This window comes from Methylobacterium sp. ap11, assembly GCF_900110515.1.
Taxonomy (GTDB): domain Bacteria; phylum Pseudomonadota; class Alphaproteobacteria; order Rhizobiales; family Beijerinckiaceae; genus Methylobacterium; species Methylobacterium ajmalii.
The window spans coordinates 23,820-42,190 of record NZ_FOEB01000026.1 but is presented as its reverse complement, the minus strand read 5'-3'; the positions used below and the strand labels follow the sequence as shown (position 1 = coordinate 42,190).

Annotated in this window: 16 protein-coding genes; 14 read left to right on the top strand and 2 right to left on the bottom strand. The window is 69.7% G+C overall.

Going from position 1 to position 18,371, the window contains the following annotated elements; translation table 11 throughout:
* The first annotated feature begins 42 nt into the window (after positions 1-42).
* The 8 genes from leuC to BMX97_RS26845 are packed head-to-tail and all read left to right on the top strand — an operon-like array spanning position 43 to position 8,296.
* Positions 43-1,443, top strand: coding sequence for a 3-isopropylmalate dehydratase large subunit (leuC, locus tag BMX97_RS26880; RefSeq protein ID WP_091754245.1), 1,401 nt, complete (start codon positions 43-45; stop codon positions 1,441-1,443).
* On the top strand, positions 1,440-2,087 hold the full coding sequence (leuD, locus tag BMX97_RS26875; protein ID WP_091754244.1) for a 3-isopropylmalate dehydratase small subunit: 648 nt from the start codon (positions 1,440-1,442) through the stop codon (positions 2,085-2,087). Before leuC ends, leuD begins: the two co-directional genes overlap by 4 nt.
* Positions 2,084-3,202, top strand: coding sequence for a 3-isopropylmalate dehydrogenase (gene leuB / locus BMX97_RS26870; RefSeq protein WP_244538660.1), 1,119 nt, complete (start codon positions 2,084-2,086; stop codon positions 3,200-3,202). Before leuD ends, leuB begins: the two co-directional genes overlap by 4 nt.
* Before the next feature lie 45 nt (positions 3,203-3,247).
* The gene (locus tag BMX97_RS26865; RefSeq protein ID WP_091754243.1) at positions 3,248-4,321 is read left to right on the top strand and encodes an ABC transporter substrate-binding protein; all 1,074 of its coding nucleotides are present in this window, start codon (positions 3,248-3,250) and stop codon (positions 4,319-4,321) included.
* Entirely contained in the window at positions 4,321-5,148 is an 828-nt protein-coding gene (locus BMX97_RS26860) for an ABC transporter ATP-binding protein (RefSeq protein WP_091754242.1), read from the top strand. The genes BMX97_RS26865 and BMX97_RS26860 overlap by 1 nt, the downstream gene beginning before the upstream one ends.
* 10 nt (positions 5,149-5,158) lie before the next feature.
* Positions 5,159-6,025, top strand: a complete 867-nt coding sequence (locus tag BMX97_RS26855; protein ID WP_091754241.1) for an ABC transporter permease — start codon at positions 5,159-5,161, stop codon at positions 6,023-6,025.
* Between the two features lie 26 nt (positions 6,026-6,051).
* Entirely contained in the window at positions 6,052-7,365 is a 1,314-nt protein-coding gene (locus tag BMX97_RS26850; RefSeq protein ID WP_210187680.1) for an MFS transporter, read from the top strand.
* 7 nt (positions 7,366-7,372) lie between these two features.
* Entirely contained in the window at positions 7,373-8,296 is a 924-nt protein-coding gene (locus BMX97_RS26845) for an SMP-30/gluconolactonase/LRE family protein (protein ID WP_348273137.1), read from the top strand.
* Between the two features lie 152 nt (positions 8,297-8,448).
* Here BMX97_RS26845 and BMX97_RS26840 read toward each other — a convergent pair whose 3' ends face one another.
* A complete protein-coding gene (locus BMX97_RS26840) occupies positions 8,449-9,225 on the bottom strand; it encodes a GntR family transcriptional regulator (protein ID WP_091754238.1) in 777 nt (258 codons plus the stop codon).
* A 136-nt stretch (positions 9,226-9,361) separates the two neighbouring features.
* On the opposite strand from BMX97_RS26840, the gene pcaB reads away from it, so the two are divergent.
* The 3 genes from pcaB to BMX97_RS26825 all read left to right on the top strand — a co-directional run bounded on the left by pcaB (position 9,362) and on the right by BMX97_RS26825 (position 13,669).
* Entirely contained in the window at positions 9,362-10,723 is a 1,362-nt protein-coding gene (pcaB, locus tag BMX97_RS26835; RefSeq protein ID WP_091754296.1) for a 3-carboxy-cis,cis-muconate cycloisomerase, read from the top strand.
* A gap of 108 nt (positions 10,724-10,831) precedes the next feature.
* On the top strand, positions 10,832-12,169 hold the full coding sequence (locus BMX97_RS26830; protein ID WP_091754237.1) for a cation:dicarboxylate symporter family transporter: 1,338 nt from the start codon (positions 10,832-10,834) through the stop codon (positions 12,167-12,169).
* Positions 12,170-12,241: 72 nt separating this feature from the next.
* A complete protein-coding gene (locus BMX97_RS26825; RefSeq protein ID WP_091754236.1) occupies positions 12,242-13,669 on the top strand; it encodes a class II fumarate hydratase in 1,428 nt (475 codons plus the stop codon).
* A gap of 42 nt (positions 13,670-13,711) precedes the next feature.
* Here the strand turns inward: BMX97_RS26825 and BMX97_RS26820 are convergent, their stop codons facing one another.
* A complete protein-coding gene (locus tag BMX97_RS26820) occupies positions 13,712-14,737 on the bottom strand; it encodes a GntR family transcriptional regulator (RefSeq protein ID WP_177202367.1) in 1,026 nt (341 codons plus the stop codon).
* A gap of 385 nt (positions 14,738-15,122) precedes the next feature.
* Between BMX97_RS26820 and BMX97_RS26815 the strand changes: the two genes are divergently transcribed.
* The 3 genes from BMX97_RS26815 to BMX97_RS26805 are packed head-to-tail and all read left to right on the top strand — an operon-like array spanning position 15,123 to position 17,933.
* Complete coding sequence (locus BMX97_RS26815) at positions 15,123-15,905, top strand: acetoacetate decarboxylase family protein (RefSeq protein WP_210187679.1); 783 nt, start codon at positions 15,123-15,125, stop codon at positions 15,903-15,905.
* A gap of 49 nt (positions 15,906-15,954) precedes the next feature.
* Positions 15,955-17,196 (top strand): ABC transporter substrate-binding protein, encoded by a 1,242-nt coding sequence (locus BMX97_RS26810; protein WP_091754234.1) that lies wholly within the window; start codon positions 15,955-15,957, stop codon positions 17,194-17,196.
* Positions 17,193-17,933, top strand: a complete 741-nt coding sequence (locus tag BMX97_RS26805; RefSeq protein WP_091754233.1) for an SDR family NAD(P)-dependent oxidoreductase — start codon at positions 17,193-17,195, stop codon at positions 17,931-17,933. Before BMX97_RS26810 ends, BMX97_RS26805 begins: the two co-directional genes overlap by 4 nt.
* Positions 17,934-18,371: the final 438 nt, after the last annotated feature.

Sequence of the window (18,371 nt, the reverse complement as noted above, 5' to 3'; positions counted from 1 at the left end):
CATCCGATGCGGCGAAAACAGCCGCGCGGGGGAGGACACGTTATGGCGGCCAGAACGCTGTTCGCGAAGATCTGGGACGAGCACGTCGTCAGCGACCTCGGCGACGGCGCCGTGCTCCTGCACGTCGACCGGCATCTGCTGCACGATCTCGGCGGCTCGCGCGGCCTGCTCGACCTCAAGCAGCGCGGCCTCACCGTGCACAGCCCGGGCCTGACCTTCGCCACGCCCGACCACGCGATCTCGAGCGCTGCCGGTCGGGCCGGCACCACCGAGACCGGCTGGAGCCTGCTTCATGCCTTGCGGGCCGAGACGCGGGAGGCCGGCATCCGTCTGTTCGACGTCGGCGAGCGCGGCCAGGGCATCGTCCATGTGATCGGGCCGGAACTGGGCTTAAGCCTGCCGGGCACGCTCATCGTCTGCGGCGACAGCCACACCTGCACCCATGGCGGGCTCGGCGCGCTCGCCTTCGGGATCGGCTCGTCGGAGCTGTCGCACGTGCTGGCGACGCAGACCCTGGTGCAGCGCCGGCCCAGGACCATGCGGGTGCGCTTCGAGGGCGCGATGCCGCCCGGCGTGCTGCCCAAGGATCTGATCCTGCACCTGATCGGGGTGATCGGCGCGGCGGGCGGTACCGGCTACGCGGTGGAATATGCCGGCTCGGCGATCCGGGCGATGCCGGTCGAGGGCAGGCTCACCATCTGCAACCTGTCGATCGAACTCGGCGCCAAGATCGGCATGGTGGCCCCCGACGACACCACGTTCGCCTACCTTCAAGGCAAGCCCTACGCGCCTCGGGGCGAGGCGTGGGACGAGGCTGTCGCGGCCTGGCGCGAACTCGCCAGCGATCCTGAGGCCGCCTTCGACCGCGAGGTGACGATCGACGTCGGACGGGTCGCCCCCCAGGTCACCTGGGGCACCAGCCCCGAGCATGTCGTCCCGGTCGACGGCCTGATTCCCGATCCCGCGTCCGAGCCGGACCCGAGCCGGGCCCGCGCGATGGCGGCCGCCCTCGACTATATGGGCCTGTCCCCGGGCGGCCCGATCGCCGGCACCCCCGTCGACTGGGTGTTCATCGGGTCGTGCACCAACGGCCGCCTCTCGGACCTGCGCGAGGCGGCGGACGTCGCCCGCGGTCGTCGGGTGGCGGACGGGGTGCGCGCCTGGGTCGTGCCGGGCTCCGAGATCGTCAAGCGCGAGGCGGAGGCCGAGGGGCTCGACCGGGTGTTCGTCGAGGCCGGGTTCGAGTGGCGCGAGCCGGGCTGCTCGATGTGCCTGGCCGCCAACGGCGAGGTCGTGCCGGCCGGGCAGCGTTCGGTCTCGACGAGTAACCGCAACTTCGTCGGCCGCCAGGGGCCCCGCGCGCGCACCCATCTGGCGAGCCCCGCGATGGCCGCGGCGGCGGCCCTCGCCGGCGCCATCGCCGACGTCAGGAGGGCCGGATGAACCGCTTCACTCGCCTCGAGGCCGTCGCCGCGCCGATCCTCATCGAGAACATCGACACCGACGTGATCATCCGCATCGAGCGGCTGGTCGGCAACGGAATCCGCGGCACGCTCGCGCCCTGGTGCTTCGGCGCGCTGCGCTACCGCGCCGACGGCTCGGAGGATCCCGACTTCATCCTCAACCGGCCGCCCTACCGTGAAGCGCGGATCATCCTCGGCGGGCGCAACTTCGGCTGCGGCTCGTCGCGCGAGGGCGCGGTGTGGTCGCTCCAGGAGCGCGGCGTCACCTGCGTCATCGCCCCGAGCTTCGGCGACATCTTCTTCAACAACTGCTTCCAGAACGGCATCCTGCCGGTCGTCCTCGACGAGAAGATCGTGGCCAATCTCGCCCGTGAGGTCGAGGAGAGCCAAGGCGCCGGCAAGGTCGCGGTCGACCTCGAGGAACGCTGCGTCGTCTCGCCCTCCGGCCGCCGCTTCCCCTTCGCGGTCGAGGCTCGCCGGCGCGAGGCGTTGCTGCAGGGGCTCGACGAGATCGGCACGACGCTCCGGCAGGCCGACGCGATCGCCCGCTTCCAGGAGCGGGACCGGCGGGTGCGGCCCTGGGTGTACGCGGCGGCGGGCGATGCGGCGGGAGATCGAGGATGAGCGGGACCAACATGATGCGCGTCGCGGTGATCGGCGGCGAGGGCATCGGGCCGGAAGTGACGGCCCAGGCGAGCCGCGTGCTGGCGTGGTTCACCGAACGCCGCCGCCTGCCGGTCGAGGTAGCGGAGGCCGAGTTCGGGCTCGACGCCTACCGCCGCACCGGCAAGGTGATCCCACCCGAGACCCGCGCGGCGATCGAGGGCGCCGATGCGATCCTGTTCGGCGCCACCGGCGGCCCCGAGACCGCCGAGGTACCGCCGGAGGCGCGGCGCGAGGGCAGCCTCTTGAAACTGCGCCGCTCCCTCGACCTCTACGCCAACCTGCGCCCGATCGTGACCGATCCTGCGCTCTACGATTCAGCGCCGTTGAAGGAGCGTGTCCTGACCGGCGTCGATTTCGTGATCGTGCGCGAGTTGTCGAGCGGCATCTACTTTGGCGAGCCGCGCGGGATCGAGACCCGACCCGACGGCAGCCGGCGCGGCTTCAATACCAACAGCTACACCACCGAGGAAATCCGGCGGGTAGCCCGCTTCGCCTTCGAGCTCGCCCGCAGCCGGCGCGGCCGGCTCTGCTCGGTCGACAAGGCCAACGTGATGGAGGCGAGCGTGCTGTGGCGCGAGGAGGTGATCGCGCTCCAGGCCGAGGAATTTCCGGACGTCGAGCTGTCCCACATGTATGTCGACAACGCTGCGATGCAGATCGTGCGGGCGCCGTCCCAGTTCGACGTCATGGTGACGGACAACATCTTCGGCGACATCCTGTCGGACTGCGCCGCGATGGCGGCGGGCTCGCTCGGCATGCTGCCCTCCGCCTCGCTCGGGCCGGCCGATGCGCAAGGACGGCGCACGGCGCTCTACGAGCCGGTGCACGGCTCGGCCCCCGACATCGCCGGGCGAGGGATCGCCAACCCGCTCGGGTCGATCCTGAGCGTCGCGATGATGCTGCGCCTGACCCTTGGGCGGCCCGACGACGCGATCCTCCTGGAGCGGGCGGTCGGCGACGCCCTGGCGCACGGCGCTCGCACCGCCGACATCGCCGAGCCGGGGCGCGCCCCGGCCTCCACCGCCGCCATGGGGGACGCCGTGCTGGCCTCGCTCGACCGCCTCGCGGGCTGACGGCCCGACGATTCCTTCCACTCTCGATCCGGGAGACCGCGAGCCATGACGTCCCCTCTGACGTCCCTGCCGAAGGTGTCCGTCCTGACCCGGCGCCATGTGGTGACGGCGCTCGGCGCGAGTGCGGCACTCGCCGGCTCGCGCGCAGCTCGCGCCGCGAGCGCCGCCAAGGGCATCTATCCGGTCGCGACCTGCAGCTACATGGTGATGTTCGCCGCCCAAGGCCTCGGCTACTTCAAGGACGAGGGCCTCGACAGTCGCCTCGTCCAGGGTGGGTCGGGCGTGAAGACCCGCGAGATCATCGCCTCGGGCCAGGGCGACTTCGCGCTCGCCGACTTCGTCCACCCGATGCTGCTGACGAACAAGGGGCGCCCGTGCAAGGCGCTCACCGCGGTCGACCGCATCGCGGCCGGGCTCCAGTTCATGATCCGGGCCGACCTCTACGCGCAAGGCATCACCGACCTCGCCAAGTTCGTCGCCTGGAAGCGGCCGGACGGACGAAAACCCCTCGTCGGCGTCTCCTCGATCGGCGGCACGACCCACGTCTGGTCGACCTACTTCCTGGAAAAGCTCGGCTACGACGGCATGGTCACCTGGCTCGGCGTCGGCAACGTCGACACGATGCTCGGCTCGCTGAAGACGAAGCAGGTCGACGTCCTCATCAATACCTACTCGCTCGTCGGCGAGGTCGAGCGCCAGGGCTACGGCAAGCTGCTCTACGACGGCTCGGACCCGAGCAACTGGGACTCGGTGATCGGCGGCACGGTGCCGGTGACGGTGAATTACTGCCTGCAGGCGCGCATCGAGCGCGATCCGGCCCTGGTCCAGGCCTGGACCAACGCCGTGATGCGCGCCGGGCAATGGGTCGACAAGCACGACCCGGAGGAGATCTACGGCGCCATCGAGCCCTTCGTCGGCTCGACCTCGCGCGCGTCGAACCTGATCGAGATCAAGTCGACCAAGGCAGTCGGCAATGCGGCCGGCCTGATCGACCAGGCCGCGTTCGACCGCGGCGCCAAGGTGTGGTTCCGCGAGATGACCGGCGTGCAGAGGCTGCCGCTCGACGCCGTCTACGCGGCGCGCTTCGCCGAGGCCGCCGCCGCGAAGTACCCGGCGTGATGCTGGCCCTCGCCGAACCCCCGACCAGAGCAGCGCTCGCCCCCGTGCGCGTCGACGTGCGCGGCCTCTCGAAGTCCTTTGCCCTGCACGGCCGGCGGATCGACGCGGTCGAGGACGTCTCGTTCACCGTGCGCCAGGGCGAGTTCGTGTCGCTGCTCGGACCCTCGGGCTCCGGCAAGAGCACGGTGCTCAACATGATCGCGACACTGCTCGCCCCGACCGGCGGCTCGATCCTGATCGACGGCAGGGCCGTCGTGCCGGGCCGGACCACGCCGCAGGTCGGCTACGTCTACCAGAAGGACACGCTGTTTCCCTGGCGGAGTGTGGCCGACAACATCGGCTACGGCCTGGAGCTCGCAGGTCTGTCAAAGGCGGAGCGGCGCGAGCGGGTCGCCCGGGCGGTGGCCCGGGTCGGGCTCACCGGCTTCGAGGCCGCCTATCCGGCCTCGCTCTCCGGTGGCATGCGCCAGCGCGCCTCGCTGATGCGCACGCTCGTGCGCGAGCCCGAGATCCTGCTGATGGACGAGCCGTTCGGCGCCCTCGACACCCACACCAAGCTCGACATGCACGACGTGCTGCTCAAGATCTGGGAGCGGGAGAAGCAGACGGTTTTGTTCGTCACCCACGATCTCGGCGAGGCGCTCACCCTGTCGGACCGGATCATCCTGTTCTCCGCCCGGCCGGGGCGGATCAAGGACAGTTTCGAGGTGCCGTTCCCGCGGCCGCGCGACGGCGTGGCGATGCGCGAGACGCCCGAATACGCCGCCCTGTTCTCGCGAATCTGGCATGCGCTCGGCGAGGAGTTCAAGAAGGCGCGCAAGTCATGAGTCTCTTGCCATGAGCCGGCCGCTCTCCACCCTCGCCTGGCAGGTCGCGATCGTCGCCGTGCTGCTCGCCCTGTGGCAATGGGCCTGGAGCCTCAAGCCCTACGCGCCCTGGGCGGTGCCGGACCTGTTCGATCCCTACTTCGTGTCGCGCCCCTCCGAGATCTTCGAGCAGTTCCTGCGTCTGAGCTGCCTGCAGCCGAAGCCCGGCGAGTGGGCGATGCCCGGCGGGACCGCGTTCTCGGCCTGCACCGCGCGCTACGAGAACAATTTGTGGTTCGCGACCTTCGTCACCCTGCGCAATACGTTCTTCGGCTTCCTGACCGGCGTGACGAGCGGCGTCGTGCTCGGCCTGCTGCTCGGCCGCTCGCCGCGCTTGGCCGAGATCGCCTCGCCCTTCGTCACCGCGGTCAACTCGATCCCCCGGATCGCGCTCGCCCCGATCATCATCCTGGCCTTCGGCATCGGCGACGCCTCGAAGATCGCGACGTCGTGGATCGTCGTGGTGTTCCTGGTCTTCTTCAACACCTTCGAGGGCGCGCGCTCGGTCGATCCCGACTACGTCAACGCCTCGCGGCTGCTCGGCGCCTCGGAGTGGCAGATCACCCGGACCGTCATCATTCCCTCGACGATGGCCTGGGTCTTCGCCTCCCTGACGCCAGCGGTCTCGTTCGCGCTGATCGGCGTCATCGTCGGCGAGTTCATCGGCGCCGAGTTCGGGATCGGACGCCTGATCATCGAGTCGGAGGCGCGCGGCGAAGCCGCCGGGATGATGGTCGCGGTGTTCGTGCTGATGATCGTCGGCATCGTCCTCTCGGCGGGGATCCAGCGCATGCAGAGCTACCTGCTGCGCTGGCAGCCGCGCCACCAGGGCCGATGAGCCGGGACAACGAGGGAAAGACGCCGATGCCGAGACGCCGGATCTGGATCTACGTCCTGATGTTCGCGCTGGCGACCATCAACTACGTCGATCGCGTCGTACTCTCGGTCTCGGCGACGTCGATCACGCGGGAATTCGGCATCACGCCGGTCGAGCTTGGCTATCTGTTCTCGTCGTTCCTGTGGCTCTACGTCGTGTGCCTGGTACCGATGGGGATGCTGGTCGACCGCTTCGGCGCGCGGGTGGTGAACGCCGCCGGGATCGGGCTGTGGTCGGCAGCCACCGCTCTCACCGCTCTTGCCTCCGGGCTCGGCGGCCTCATCGTCGCGCGCATCGCCATGGGAATCGGCGAGTCGACGACCTATCCGGCGGCCGGCCGGGTCATCCGCGAATGGATCCCGCGCTCGGAGCGGGCCCTGTTCGCGGCGATTTTCAACGCCGGAGCGTATTTCGGGCCGGCGATCGGCGGGATCGCGCTCGCTTGGCTCGTCGAGGCGGCAGGCTGGCGCGCGGCGTTCCTCGCCTGCGCCGCGGCCGGGTTCGTGTGGCTCGCCGCCTGGCTCGTCTGGTATCGCCGCCCCGAGAAGGCGGGCTGGCTCGATCCCCGCGAGCGCGGCCTGATCCTCGGTGAGCGCGAGCCGGATGCGGCGGCACCCGCGGCGGCGCCCTCCTCCCTCGGCCGGCTTCTCGCCTCGCGCGCCATGCTGGGGCTGATGCTGACGCAGGGCTGCGCCGTCTACACCCAGTACCTGTTCCTGACCTGGCTGCCCAACTACTTCCAGACCGAGCGCGGGATGCCGATGCTCAAGAGCGGCGCCATGATGGCGATCCCCTATCTCGGCGCGGTCATCCTCACGACCCTCGTCGGGCGCTTCAGCGATGCGCGGCTCGACGCCGCGGCGGCGGCCTCTGGCGAACGTCGGCGCGTCGCAGCCTTCGCGATGCTCGCCGGCGCCGTCATCCTGCTCGCGCCGGTAACGTCGAGCGTCCCCCTCGTGCTCCTGCTCATCATGGTCGCGCTCGGCGGCGTCGCCTCGACGGTCGCCCTCAACATCGCCCTCGTCGGCGACCTCATCACCTCCTCGGCCGATGCCGGACGGGCGACGGGGCTCCTCATCCTCGGCGGCAACGTCTTCGGCATCCTGGCGCCGATCGTGACCGGCTACGTGGTCCAGGCCACCGGCAGCTTCGACGCGGCCTTCCTGGTGGCGGGCGGCCTGCTCCTCATCGGCGCCGCCTCGGTCTTCCTGCTCGCCCGCCACCCGATCGGCGCGACCGCCCCTTCCCTCCCCGCCAACCCGGGACCGGTGCATGTTCTTCCAGCCGCCGAGAGACCTTGAGACGACGGTGTTCGCGAGGCTGCCCGACGAGTACCGGCGGGCCGCCCCCGACAACGAGTGGGCGCGCTACCAGCCGCAGGGCGGCCCGGCCACCTCGCTGCTCGAGGGACCATCGATCGACCGCGACGGCACCCTGTGGTGCGTCGACCTGCCGAACGGCCGGGTCTACCGGATCACGCCGGACGGGACCTTCCACGTCGCGGCCGAGTATGACGGCTGGCCCAACGGCCTGAAATTCCACGAGGACGGCCGCATCTTCATCGCCGACTACAAGCACGGCATCATGGAAATGGACCCGGTCAACGGCCGCGTCCGGCCCTTCCTCACCCGTGCCGGCCTGGCGCCGTTCAAGGGCTGCAACGACCTGTTCTTCGCCGGCAACGGCGATCTCTACTTCACCGACCAGGGCCTGACCGGGCTGCACGACCCGACCGGCCGGCTGTTCCGCCTGACCGCCGCCGGCCGGCTCGAATGCCTGCTCTCGAACGTGCCGAGCCCCAACGGCCTGGTGATGAACCTCTCCGAGACGATGGTCTACCTCGCCGTGACCCGCGGCAACTGCGTCTGGCGCGTGCCGCTCAGCCCGGACGGCGGGGTCGCCAAGGTCGGGGTCTACGTCCAGCTCTCGGGCGGCTGGGGCGGCCCGGACGGGCTCGCCCTCGACGTCGACGGCCGGCTGTTCATCGCCCATGTCGGCATGGGGGCGGTCTGGGTCGTCGACGCCATGGGCGAGCCGGTCTACCGCATCCGCACCTGCGCCGAGGCGCACACCACCAACGTCGCCTTCGGCGGCGCCGACGGGCGCACGCTCTACATCACCGAGAGCGGCAGCGGCTCGATCCTGGCGGCACGGCTCGACAGGCCCGGGCGGCCGATGTTCTCCCACGCCGATCGCAACGGTGCCGTCCGTCCGGGCGGCAAGGGTGCGTGATCGCGATCCCGACCCCGGCGTCGGGCCCGGGCGAGCCTGACGAGCGCGAGGCCGGCGGTCGTCACGGTCGATCGGGATGACTGTGGCGCGACGTCCGGTCGGGACGCGGGAGCGTGACGCAGAGATGAGCCCGACCGGACGGCTTGCCGCGCTCAACGCCCTGCGGCCTCCGCAACGACCGCATCCGAGGCGATCCCGCTTCCATTCATGCGGCGCAGCCGCTGTGAGACCGTGAACCGCCCCGCCGGGTGGATCGTCGAGGACATCTCGAAGATCCCGCCCTTCTCGTCGACGTAGTGGCGCACGATCCGGAGCGCGGGCGCGTCGGCCTGCGCCTGCAACGCCGCGGCCCGGACGGCCGGCAGGGCGATGGCGTCGACGGATTGCCGGATCTCCGCGCAGAGCCGGCCGTAGCGCTGCTCGATCAGCGTCGTGATCAGAACCTCCGGCGTGACACGGGCGATCTCGCCGAGGTCGGCGTAGAGCGGGTCGATGTACACGTCGGTCCAGCTCACCGGGGGGGCGCCCGTCTCGCTGTTCAGGCGCAGGCTTGAGATCCGGAACCAGCGCGCGCCCTGCTCGCACCCGATCTCCGCAGCCAGGCCCGCATCCGCCGTGACGTGCGCCGTCTCCTGGACCACGCGGATCGTCGCGGCGCCGAACTGGATCAGGTCCTCCAGGGACGCGAGGGACTGCCGGTAGCCGCCCGTCGGTTCCACCGCCTCGACCCGCGTCCCCGCCTTCTTGTTGCGCGAGACGAGGCCATGATCCTGCAGCTGGCGGATCGCGGTGCGCACCGTGTGGCGGCTCATCCCGTAATGCTCGCACAGCTCCAGCTCGGTCGGCAGCAGCGAGCCGACCGGATAGCGGCCCGTGGCGATCCCGGCCTTCAGATCTTGAGCCACCCGCACCCACAACGTCCCGCTCATCGGTCCTTCCCGCATAACCGCGCGCCGTTGCGCACCCGCTCCCTTGACATCATGTCCGGACATAAAATATGCGTTTTAATGTTCGTACATAATAGTGCCGTTCCTGGAGCGGCCGGAGGATGCCGTGAGCCGCCCGATTCCCGCACCCGCCGCCACCGTCATCGACTCGCTCCTGTTCCGCGACGCATTCGGCACCCCGGCAATGCGCGCGATCTTCTCCGACCATGCCTTGATCCAGCGTTACATCGAGGTCGAGGTGGCGCTGGCCAAGGCCGAGGCGGCCTGCGGCGTCATCCCGGCCGAGGCTGCCGATGAGATCGCCGCACGCTGCAGCTTCGAGGCGCTCGACTTCGACCTCCTGCGCCACGAGACCGACAATGTCGGCTACCCCATCCTGCCGCTGGTCCACCAGCTGGTGAAGCAATGCGGCGAGGCGGGCCGCTTCGTCCACTGGGGGGCGACCACCCAGGACATCATGGACACCGCCAACGTGCTCCAGATCCGCGCCGGCCTCGATCTCGTCTCGGCCGACATCGATGCCCTGCGCACCATCCTGGCCGACCTGTCGCGCCGCCACCGCGACACTCCGATGGCGGGCCGCACCCACCTGCAGCAGGCCCTGCCGGTCACCTTCGGCTACAAGACCGCGATCTGGCTTGCCGCCCTCGACCGCCACGCCGAGCGCCTCGCGCAAGCCCGCCCCCGGGTGCTCGTCGGATCCTTCGCCGGGGCGGCGGGAACCCTGGCCTCCCTCGGCGAGAGCGGCCTCGCCGTGCAGGAGGCGCTCTGCCGCGAGCTCGGCCTCGGCGTGCCGGTCTCGACCTGGCACGTCGCCCGCGACGGCTTCGCCGAGGTGGTCAACCTGCTCGCCCTCATCACCGGGTCGCTCGGCAAGATCGCCCTCGACGTGATGATCATGGCCTCGACCGAGTTCGCCGAGGTCTACGAGCCCTTCGTCACCGGGCGCGGCGCCTCCTCGACCATGCCGCAGAAGCGCAACCCGATCTCGTCCGAGCTGATGCTCGCCGCCTCCAAGGGGGTACGCCAGCAGGCCGGGCTGATGCTCGACGCCATGGTGCAGGATTTCGAGCGCGCGACCGGCCCCTGGCACGCCGAGTGGATGGCGATCCCCGAGAGCTTCGTGCTGACGGCGGGCGCCCTGCACCAGGCGAAGTTCGCCCTGGGCGGCCTGATCGTCGACGAGGCGCGGATGCGCCGGAACCTCGGCCTCAGCCGCGGCCTGATCGTCGCCGAGGCGGTGATGATGGCGCTCGCCCCCCATACCGGCCGCCAGGCCGCGCACGACCTCGTCTACGCGGCCTGCCGCGTCGTGAACGAGCACGGCGGCACCCTGGCCGAGGCGCTCGCCGCCGTGCCGGAGGTCACCGCGCACTTCGATCGGGCGGCGATCGATCGCCTGACCGATCCGGCGAACTACCTCGGCGCCGCGCCGCAGATGGTCGACCGCGTCCTCGCCTCGGCACCGCGCGGCCGCTGACACCCCCCACCCGACGACGACCGCATGCGCCGCAACGCGGGGGCGAACGCTCCCGCGGCAATACCAAGAGCGCGTGGTCACGGCCCTCGCCCCCTTCCGGAGGAAACGATGTCGACGACCGTCACCACGCCCGCCGGCCTTCACCCGCCGCCCTCGTCCGCGGCGCGGCCACGCCCGTCGATCTGGAAGAATCTCGGTTTCCAGATCATCGTCGCGATGGTGCTCGGCGCCGCCGTCGGCTTCCTGTTCCCGAGCTTCGCCGCGCAGCTGAAGGTCCTCGGCGACATCTTCCTGCGGCTGATCAAGACGGCGGTGGCGCCGCTGGTCTTCCTCTGCGTCGTCGTCGGCGTGACGTCGGCGGGGGACTTCAAGCGGGTCGGCAAGGTCGGGCTGATCGCGATGCTCTACTTCGAGATCGTCTCGACCCTCGCGCTGGCGGTGGGCCTGCTCGCCGGCAACCTGCTCGGCGTCGGCCAGGGCATGGCGGAGACGACCAAGGCTACCCTCGCGCACGGGAAGACCCCGACCGGTGCCGGCGCGCCGCACTCGACGCTCGACTTCATTCTCAACATCTTCCCCGACAACTTCATCGGCGCTTTCGCCCGCGGCGAGCTGCTCCAGGTCCTGGTGATCGCGCTGATCTTCGGGGCAGCCCTCCTGCACTTGCCCCCCGAGAAACGTCAGCCGATCGAGCGCGGCCTCAACACGATCTCGGACGCGTTCTTCGAGTTCATCCACCTGATCATGTGGTGCGCGCCGGTCGGCACCTTCGGGGCGGTCGCCTTCGCGGTCGGTTCGAGCGGTACGAGCGTGCTGCTCTCGCTGATCTACCTCGTGCTGAGCTTCTACGCCGTGGTAGTCGCGTTCATCGTGATCGTGCTCGGGGCGATCTCGGCCCTGTTCAAGATCAACCTGTTCCGCTTCCTCGCCTTCATCAAGGAAGAGATCTTCATCGTGCTCGGCACCGCCTCCTCGGAGAGCGTGCTGCCGCGGCTCCTCGAGAAGCTGCCGACCTACGGCTGCTCGCGGCAATCGGTCGGCCTCGTCCTGCCCACCGGCTACGCCTTCAACCTCGACGGCACCTCGATCTACATGTCGATGGGCGTGATCTTCCTGGCCAATGCCTATCACGTGCCGCTCGATCTCGGCCAACAGCTCGGCATCCTGGCCGTGATGCTGCTCACCTCGAAGGGCGCCGCGACCGTGTCGGGCGGCAGCTTCGTGGTCTTTGCCGCGACGGTGGCGGCGACCGGCGTTCTGCCGCTGGAGGGGCTGCCGATCCTGTTCGGCGTCTACCGGTTCATGTCGATCGCCATCGCCACCACCAACGTGATCGGCAACAGCGTCGCCACGGTCGTCACCGCCAAGCTCGCCGGGGAGTTCGACCCCCGCGTGGCGGAGGAGGCGATGGCACGTCTCCGGTCGGAGCGCGCCGTATCCCCCTGACCGACGCCGGAAAGGCCCGCGGGCCCTCCCCATACGCCGACGAATGTCCGTTTCCCCGAAGAGCCTTGCGCCATGACCGAGCCGTCGCCCATCCGGATCGAGAACGATGCCTTCGGCCCGGTCGAGATCCCGGCCGACCGCTACTGGGGGGCACAGACGCAGCGCGCGCTCGGGGTCTTCGCGATCGGAGACGAGCGCCTGCCGGTCTGCCTCGTGCGGGCCTTCGGTCTCCAGAAGCTCGCCGCGGCCCGCGCCAACCGCCGCCTCGGGGTGCTCGACCCATCGCTCGCCGACCCGATCGAGGCGGCGTCCCGCGAGGTGTGGGAGGGCGGGTTCGACGGCCACTTTCCCCTCGTGGTCTGGCAGACCGGTTCCGGCACCCAGACCAACATGAACGCCAACGAGGTCATCGCCAACCGTGCCAACGAGCGCCTCGGCCAGGCCCTGGGGACGCGCAGCCCGGTTCACCCTAACGACCACGTGAACCGCTCCCAGTCCTCGAACGACAGCTTCCCGACCGTGATGCACCTCTGCACCGCACTGGAGCTGCGCGACCGGCTGTTGCCGGCGCTCCACCTTTTGCGCGACACCCTGGCCGCGAAGGCGGTGGCCTTCGACGACGTCGTCAAGATCGGCCGGACCCACCTCATGGACGCGGTGCCGATGACGGTCGGGCAGGCATTCCGCGCCTTCGCCGCGCAGATCGAATCGGGGATCGAGCGCGTCGAGGCCGTGGCTCCGCGCCTCCACCGCCTCGCGCAGGGCGGAACCGCGGTCGGGTCCGGCCTCAACGCGCCGACGGGGTTCGACGACGCCTTCTGCGCGGAGGTCGCGGCCCTCTCGGGGCTTCCCGTCGTCCCCAACCCGAGCAAGTTCGAGGGGATGGGCGCCCATGACGCCCTGGTCGAGGTCTCGGGCGCCCTCAACGTACTGGCGGTTTCAGCGATCAAGATCGCCAACGATATTCGCCTGCTCGGCTCCGGGCCGCGCTGTGGTCTCGGCGAGCTCGTGATCCCCGACGACGGCCTGTCGTCGTCGATCATGCCGGGCAAGCGCAACGCGACGGTCGCCGAGGCCCTGGTGCAGGCCGCGTTCCAGGTCGTCGGCAACCACGCCACGGTCTCGGCGGCGGGCGCGTCCGGGACGTTCGAGCTCAACGTCGCCAAGCCGGTCCTGATCCACAACCTCCTGCAATCGATCAGGGTGCTGGCCGACGGCACTCGCGTCTTCGCCCTGCGGCTGGTGCGGGATATCGATGTCGATCGAGACCGCCTCGCCGGCAACGTAGCGAACGCCCTGCTGCTCGCCACGGCGCTCAACCCGATCCTCGGCTACGACCGCGTCGCCGCGATCACCCGGACGGCGATGAGCGAGGGGGTGACCCCGCGCGCGGCGGCGATCGCCCTGGGCGTCGCCACGGCGGAGGAGTACGACCGCCTCGTCGACCCGGTTGCGATGGCCTCGCCCGGCGCCGGTGCGCGCCGGGATCGGGACATGTGAGGCGGCGGGACACCTTGCGGATCCGAAAGGCGGCGTCGGATTCTACTCTGACGGAGTCAGGTAATCCGGGCAGGCGACGCTGCCGAGGGTTGCCGCAACCTCGAACCGGCCGAGCCACCGGTCGATGGCCTCGGCAAGATGCCGCTCCAGGAGCAGGGCTGCCCCGCGCGCATCGCCGTCGAGCAGATGATCCAGGATGGCGAGGTGCTCGTGCAGGGCATGCTCGATCTTGTGCATCGGGATTCCGAGGATCGGGTCGATCAGGTGCCGCGTCGGGCCGAACAGGAAATGCGTCGGCTTGAGGGCGTGAATCAGCTCGTCGTTCCCCGAATGGCCGAGAAGATCCCGATGCAGATCGGTCTCGGCCCGGTCGAAATCCTCGCCATCGATCGCGGGCCGGGCCAGCGTCGCCTCGACATGCGCCCTCGCCTGCCGGAGCAGGGCCTTCGGAACGCGCGGCGCGGCCTCGGCCAGCAAGACCGGTTCGAGCAGCCGGCGCAGCGCGTAGAGGTTGCGGATCCGCTGCGGCGTCACCCGGCGGGCCACCCAGCGCCCGGCGGCATCCTTGGTGACGAGGCCGACGCCGTCCATGCGGGCAAGGAGGTCGCGCGTCACCGTCCGGCTCACGCCGTAATGCTGCGCGAGCCGCAGGTCGTTGACGCGAACCGAGTGAAACAGGATCTGCCCGTAGAGCTCCTGCTCCACCGCGCCGTACAGGGTTTCCCATCGGCGCTGATGGGGCATCGGCGCCGGGTCGAGCGGTGGCGCCGCATCATCCCCCTCCCCGGCTGCAGCAATGCCCCCGACCCTGTACCCACGCGACCCATCCTCGGAGACGAGCCGCTCCGCCGCCAGGGCGTTCAGGGCGCCGCGGGCCGGCGAGCGGCTGACGCCGAATGTCCGGGCAAGCTGCGACTCGAGCAGCCGGGTCCCCGGCCGGATGCGGCCTTCCTCGATCCCTGCCTTGAGGTGGGCGTAGATCCGGTCCTGCAGCGAGACCGCGGACGATGTGACGAGCGGCGCCCGCCGATCCGCCTCGTCCCGTGCCGGTCTCCAGTCGATCGTCATACCCTTCTCCCGGGAACGGCCGCGGGCCGACGCGATGGCGTCGGCACCCGGTGACGGCGGTTGACTCCAATGTACACTGGATGCAGTGTACGCTCTAACAAGGGCGATAGGCGAGGCTGCAAGGCCGGTCTGCCGACCCGAACCAGCCGAAAAGGGACGAAACGTCGGGGCTGCCCGTCGTCGGAGAGCGATCCGACGCCGCATGGATGCTCCCGGCCATAACATGCCACCCGGGCCGGCAAGCGCTGCCGGCTCCCGGTTGCAGGCCTGAAGCGCGGATCGTCGGGCTGATTCGGCGGCACGGTCGCCATGCCCCCATTCATCCTTCGCAGCGGAACCTGACGATCATCGCCGCGAGCGCCGCAGCGAAACCCAGGAGGTCACCGTGTACGACGTCAAGAAGATGTTCGGCGATTACGACATGCATCCGAACAGCGGCGTCAATCCGCAATACGCGCCGGCCTATCCGGTCGAATGGGAATGCGCGCTGCGGACCGTCGAGGTCATGACCCGGGTCGATCGGGCGAAGGTCGCCGCCCTCCTCGCCGACACGCCGTTCGAGCTCATCAACGACCGGGTCGCCTTCCGCTTCATGACCTCGCCGGGGCACACCCTGTCGCTTCATCAAGGGCGCATGTTCGACCTCATGGTGACGGTCGCGGTCCGCTACGAAGGATTGTTCACCCAGACGCATCTCTACATGTATTGCAGCGACCCGATGGGGATCGCTGCCGGGCGTGAGCTCTTCGGCTATACCAAGAAGGATTGCACATACGCGTTCGATGAGGCTCCGGACGGATCGATCTCCGGCCGGGTCGACCGCCGCGGCGGTCCGCTGGCGGAATTCCGGTTCACACCCGATCCGGACGCGCCGGTCGTGCGCCTCGTCGACGCCGACGAGCAGCCGGGCGGCGAGATCCACGTCCGGCGCCTCCCGCATCCGGAGCGCCTGGAGACGGCCTATGCCGACATCGTCTATCGGCGCACGCCCCTCGCCTATTCCAAGCCGCGCCCCGGGCGGGCCGCGATGACGCTGAACGCCTCTGCCTTCGATCCGATCGCGGCGCTGGAGCCCGAGATCCTGTCGGCGCAGTTCATGGTGTCCGATGTCTACGGCGGCGGCTTCGCGGTCGAGGACCGGCGCCTGCTCAAACGCCTGATCCCGTAACGCCCGCGCCGTCCCCGAGCACGGATCGATCACCTTGGGAGAGGATACGATGCCATCGACGGCCTTCAGTGCGCGCCGGATCGGCCGCCGGACATTCCTGGCGGGCGGGGTCGGCGCGGCGGTCCTGGGATCGACCCGCCTCAGGGCCGAACCGGTGCGGCCGGTCAGGATCGGCGTGCTGACCGACATGTCCAGCCTCTACGCGGATTGCACGGGCCAGGGCTCGGTCCTCGCCACGCAGCTGGCCGCCGAGGATCTCGGTGCCGGCCCCTCGCTGCCCGTCGAGATCCTGAGCGCCGATCACCAGAACAAGGCCGATGTCGCCGCGGCGATCGCCCGCAAGTGGATCGATCAGGACGGGGTCGACGTCGTGACCGACGTCCCGAACTCGGCCGTCGCCCTGGCGGTCGGCAGCGTGGTGCGCGACAAGAACAAGGTGATGTTGGCCTCGGGCCCGTCCTCCTCCGACTTGACCGGCAAGGCTTGCTCTCCGAACACGATCCACTGGACCTACGACACCTACGCGCTCGCGACCGGCGCCGCGACGGCAGTCGTCGCCTCCGGCGCGCGCTCGTGGTTCACCCTCACGGCCGACTACGCCTTCGGTCACGCGATGGAGGGAGATGTCCGGCGGGTGGTCGAGCGGAGCGGCGGCAAGGTCATCGGCGGCGTACGGACGCCGATCAACACGCCTGATTTCTCGTCGTTCCTGCTGCAAGCACAGGCCTCGGGAGCCCAGGTCGTCGGCCTGATCAACGCCGGGGGCGACACGATCAACGCGATCAAGCAGGCAGTCGAGTTCGGCATTCCGTCAGGTGGGCAGAAGCTCGTGGCGACGGTCCTCTACATCACCGACGTCCACTCCCTCGGTCTCGAGACGGCGCAGGGGCTGCAATTCACCGAGGCCTTCTACTGGGATCTGAACGAGGGAACCCGGGCCTGGACGAAGCGATTCGTCCCGAGGAACCGCGACCGCTACCCGAGCGCACTGCATGCCGGCGCCTATGCCTCGGCCCTGCACTACCTGCGCGCCGTCCAATCGCTCGGCAGCGCGGCCGACGGCCGGGCCGTCGTTTCCCGGATGAAGGAGGTGCCGACCGATGATCCACTCTTCGGCAAGGGCTCGATCCGCCCCGACGGCCGCAAGCTCCATCCGATGTACCTGTTCGAGGTGAAGAGCCCGACCGACTCGAAATACCCGTGGGATTACTACAAGGTCGTGCAGTCGATCCCGGCCGACGTCGTGTGGCGTCCGCTCGGCGAGGGCGGCTGCCCGATGGTCAAGGCATGAGCGTCGCGCTCGTGACAGGCGGCGGGGGCGGCCTCGGACGCGCCATCGCTCTCCGGCTCGCCCGGGACGGCGCCGCGATCGCGCTCGCCGACCACGATCCTGCTTCGGGCGCGGAGACCGCGCGGCTGGTCGAGGCCGCGGGCCGGCGCGCCTTATTCGTCAGGACGGACGTCTCCGACAGCGCCGGATTCGCCGCCTGCGTCGCGGCCGTCGAACGCGATCTCGGACCGATCACGGCCTTCGTCAGCAATGCGGGCATCGAGGGTGTCGTCGCTCCGATCGACGAATACCCGGACGACGTCTTCGACCGGGTTCTCGCCGTCAACGCCAAGGGTACGTTCCTGGGCCTGAAGCATGTTCTCTGCCGGATGCGCCGGCGCGGCGCCGGGTCGATCGTCACCATCGCCTCCACCTCCGCGATCCGGGGCCGTGCCGGCCTCGCGGGATACGTGGCCGCCAAGCATGCCGTCCTCGGGCTGACCCGGGTGGCGGCGCTCGACGTCCAGGGTACGGGCGTTCGGGTGAACGCCGTCCTGCCCGGTCCGATCGACACCCGCATGATTCACTCGCTCGACGCGCAGGCCCTCAGTTCCGGTGGCGCGATCCGGAGGGCGGGACAGCCCACTTACGGCAAGCCCGCCGACGTTGCGAACGTTGTCGCGTTCCTCCTGTCCGATGAGGCCGCGCATGTGAATGGAGCCGCCCTTACGGTCGACGCCGCCGCCAGCGTCCTGTGAGCGCCAACAGCGGACCAACACATTCCTTTGAACGCAAGGTTGGCTCGCGATCCCACCGCCGAACCTCCCGTACCAGTCCTGCATGCAACCCTCGATGGCCATCAGCAGCACCGGAAGGACGCATCGGTTGCTATGCCTCCGGCACTCAGAAAGGGGCCGCACGCGACCGTACGGCTCGGAGCGCTGTGATGCGCGAGCCAGTTTGAGTCAATGCGGAGCTTCTGAAAGCGCATAGCGAACGCCAGCCGTAGGACGGTGGATCGGTCTTGACGTCATAGTACGCGTTGACCGGCCCCAGGCTCACGATCCATCCCATGAACGCACCAGTTATACATGGGGCATGCTTGGGCCTCCCGATACAAGGTTTTAGGGAAGCCGAGCTTGATTGGGACAATGGCGAGTTTGTCTCGGAACGCTGCGTGGACCGCAGTACTCGAC

Coding starts and splice junctions, on each gene's coding strand:
- leuC (WP_091754245.1), top strand. CDS start 43: ATGGCGGCCAGAACGCTGTTCGCGAAGATCTGGGACGAGCACGTCGTC.
- leuD (WP_091754244.1), top strand. CDS start 1,440: ATGAACCGCTTCACTCGCCTCGAGGCCGTCGCCGCGCCGATCCTCATC.
- leuB (WP_244538660.1), top strand. CDS start 2,084: ATGAGCGGGACCAACATGATGCGCGTCGCGGTGATCGGCGGCGAGGGC.
- BMX97_RS26865 (WP_091754243.1), top strand. CDS start 3,248: ATGACGTCCCCTCTGACGTCCCTGCCGAAGGTGTCCGTCCTGACCCGG.
- BMX97_RS26860 (WP_091754242.1), top strand. CDS start 4,321: ATGCTGGCCCTCGCCGAACCCCCGACCAGAGCAGCGCTCGCCCCCGTG.
- BMX97_RS26855 (WP_091754241.1), top strand. CDS start 5,159: ATGAGCCGGCCGCTCTCCACCCTCGCCTGGCAGGTCGCGATCGTCGCC.
- BMX97_RS26850 (WP_210187680.1), top strand. CDS start 6,052: ATGCCGAGACGCCGGATCTGGATCTACGTCCTGATGTTCGCGCTGGCG.
- BMX97_RS26840 (WP_091754238.1), bottom strand. CDS start 9,225: ATGAGCGGGACGTTGTGGGTGCGGGTGGCTCAAGATCTGAAGGCCGGG.
- BMX97_RS26830 (WP_091754237.1), top strand. CDS start 10,832: ATGTCGACGACCGTCACCACGCCCGCCGGCCTTCACCCGCCGCCCTCG.
- BMX97_RS26825 (WP_091754236.1), top strand. CDS start 12,242: ATGACCGAGCCGTCGCCCATCCGGATCGAGAACGATGCCTTCGGCCCG.
- BMX97_RS26820 (WP_177202367.1), bottom strand. CDS start 14,737: ATGACGATCGACTGGAGACCGGCACGGGACGAGGCGGATCGGCGGGCG.
- BMX97_RS26810 (WP_091754234.1), top strand. CDS start 15,955: ATGCCATCGACGGCCTTCAGTGCGCGCCGGATCGGCCGCCGGACATTC.
- BMX97_RS26805 (WP_091754233.1), top strand. CDS start 17,193: ATGAGCGTCGCGCTCGTGACAGGCGGCGGGGGCGGCCTCGGACGCGCC.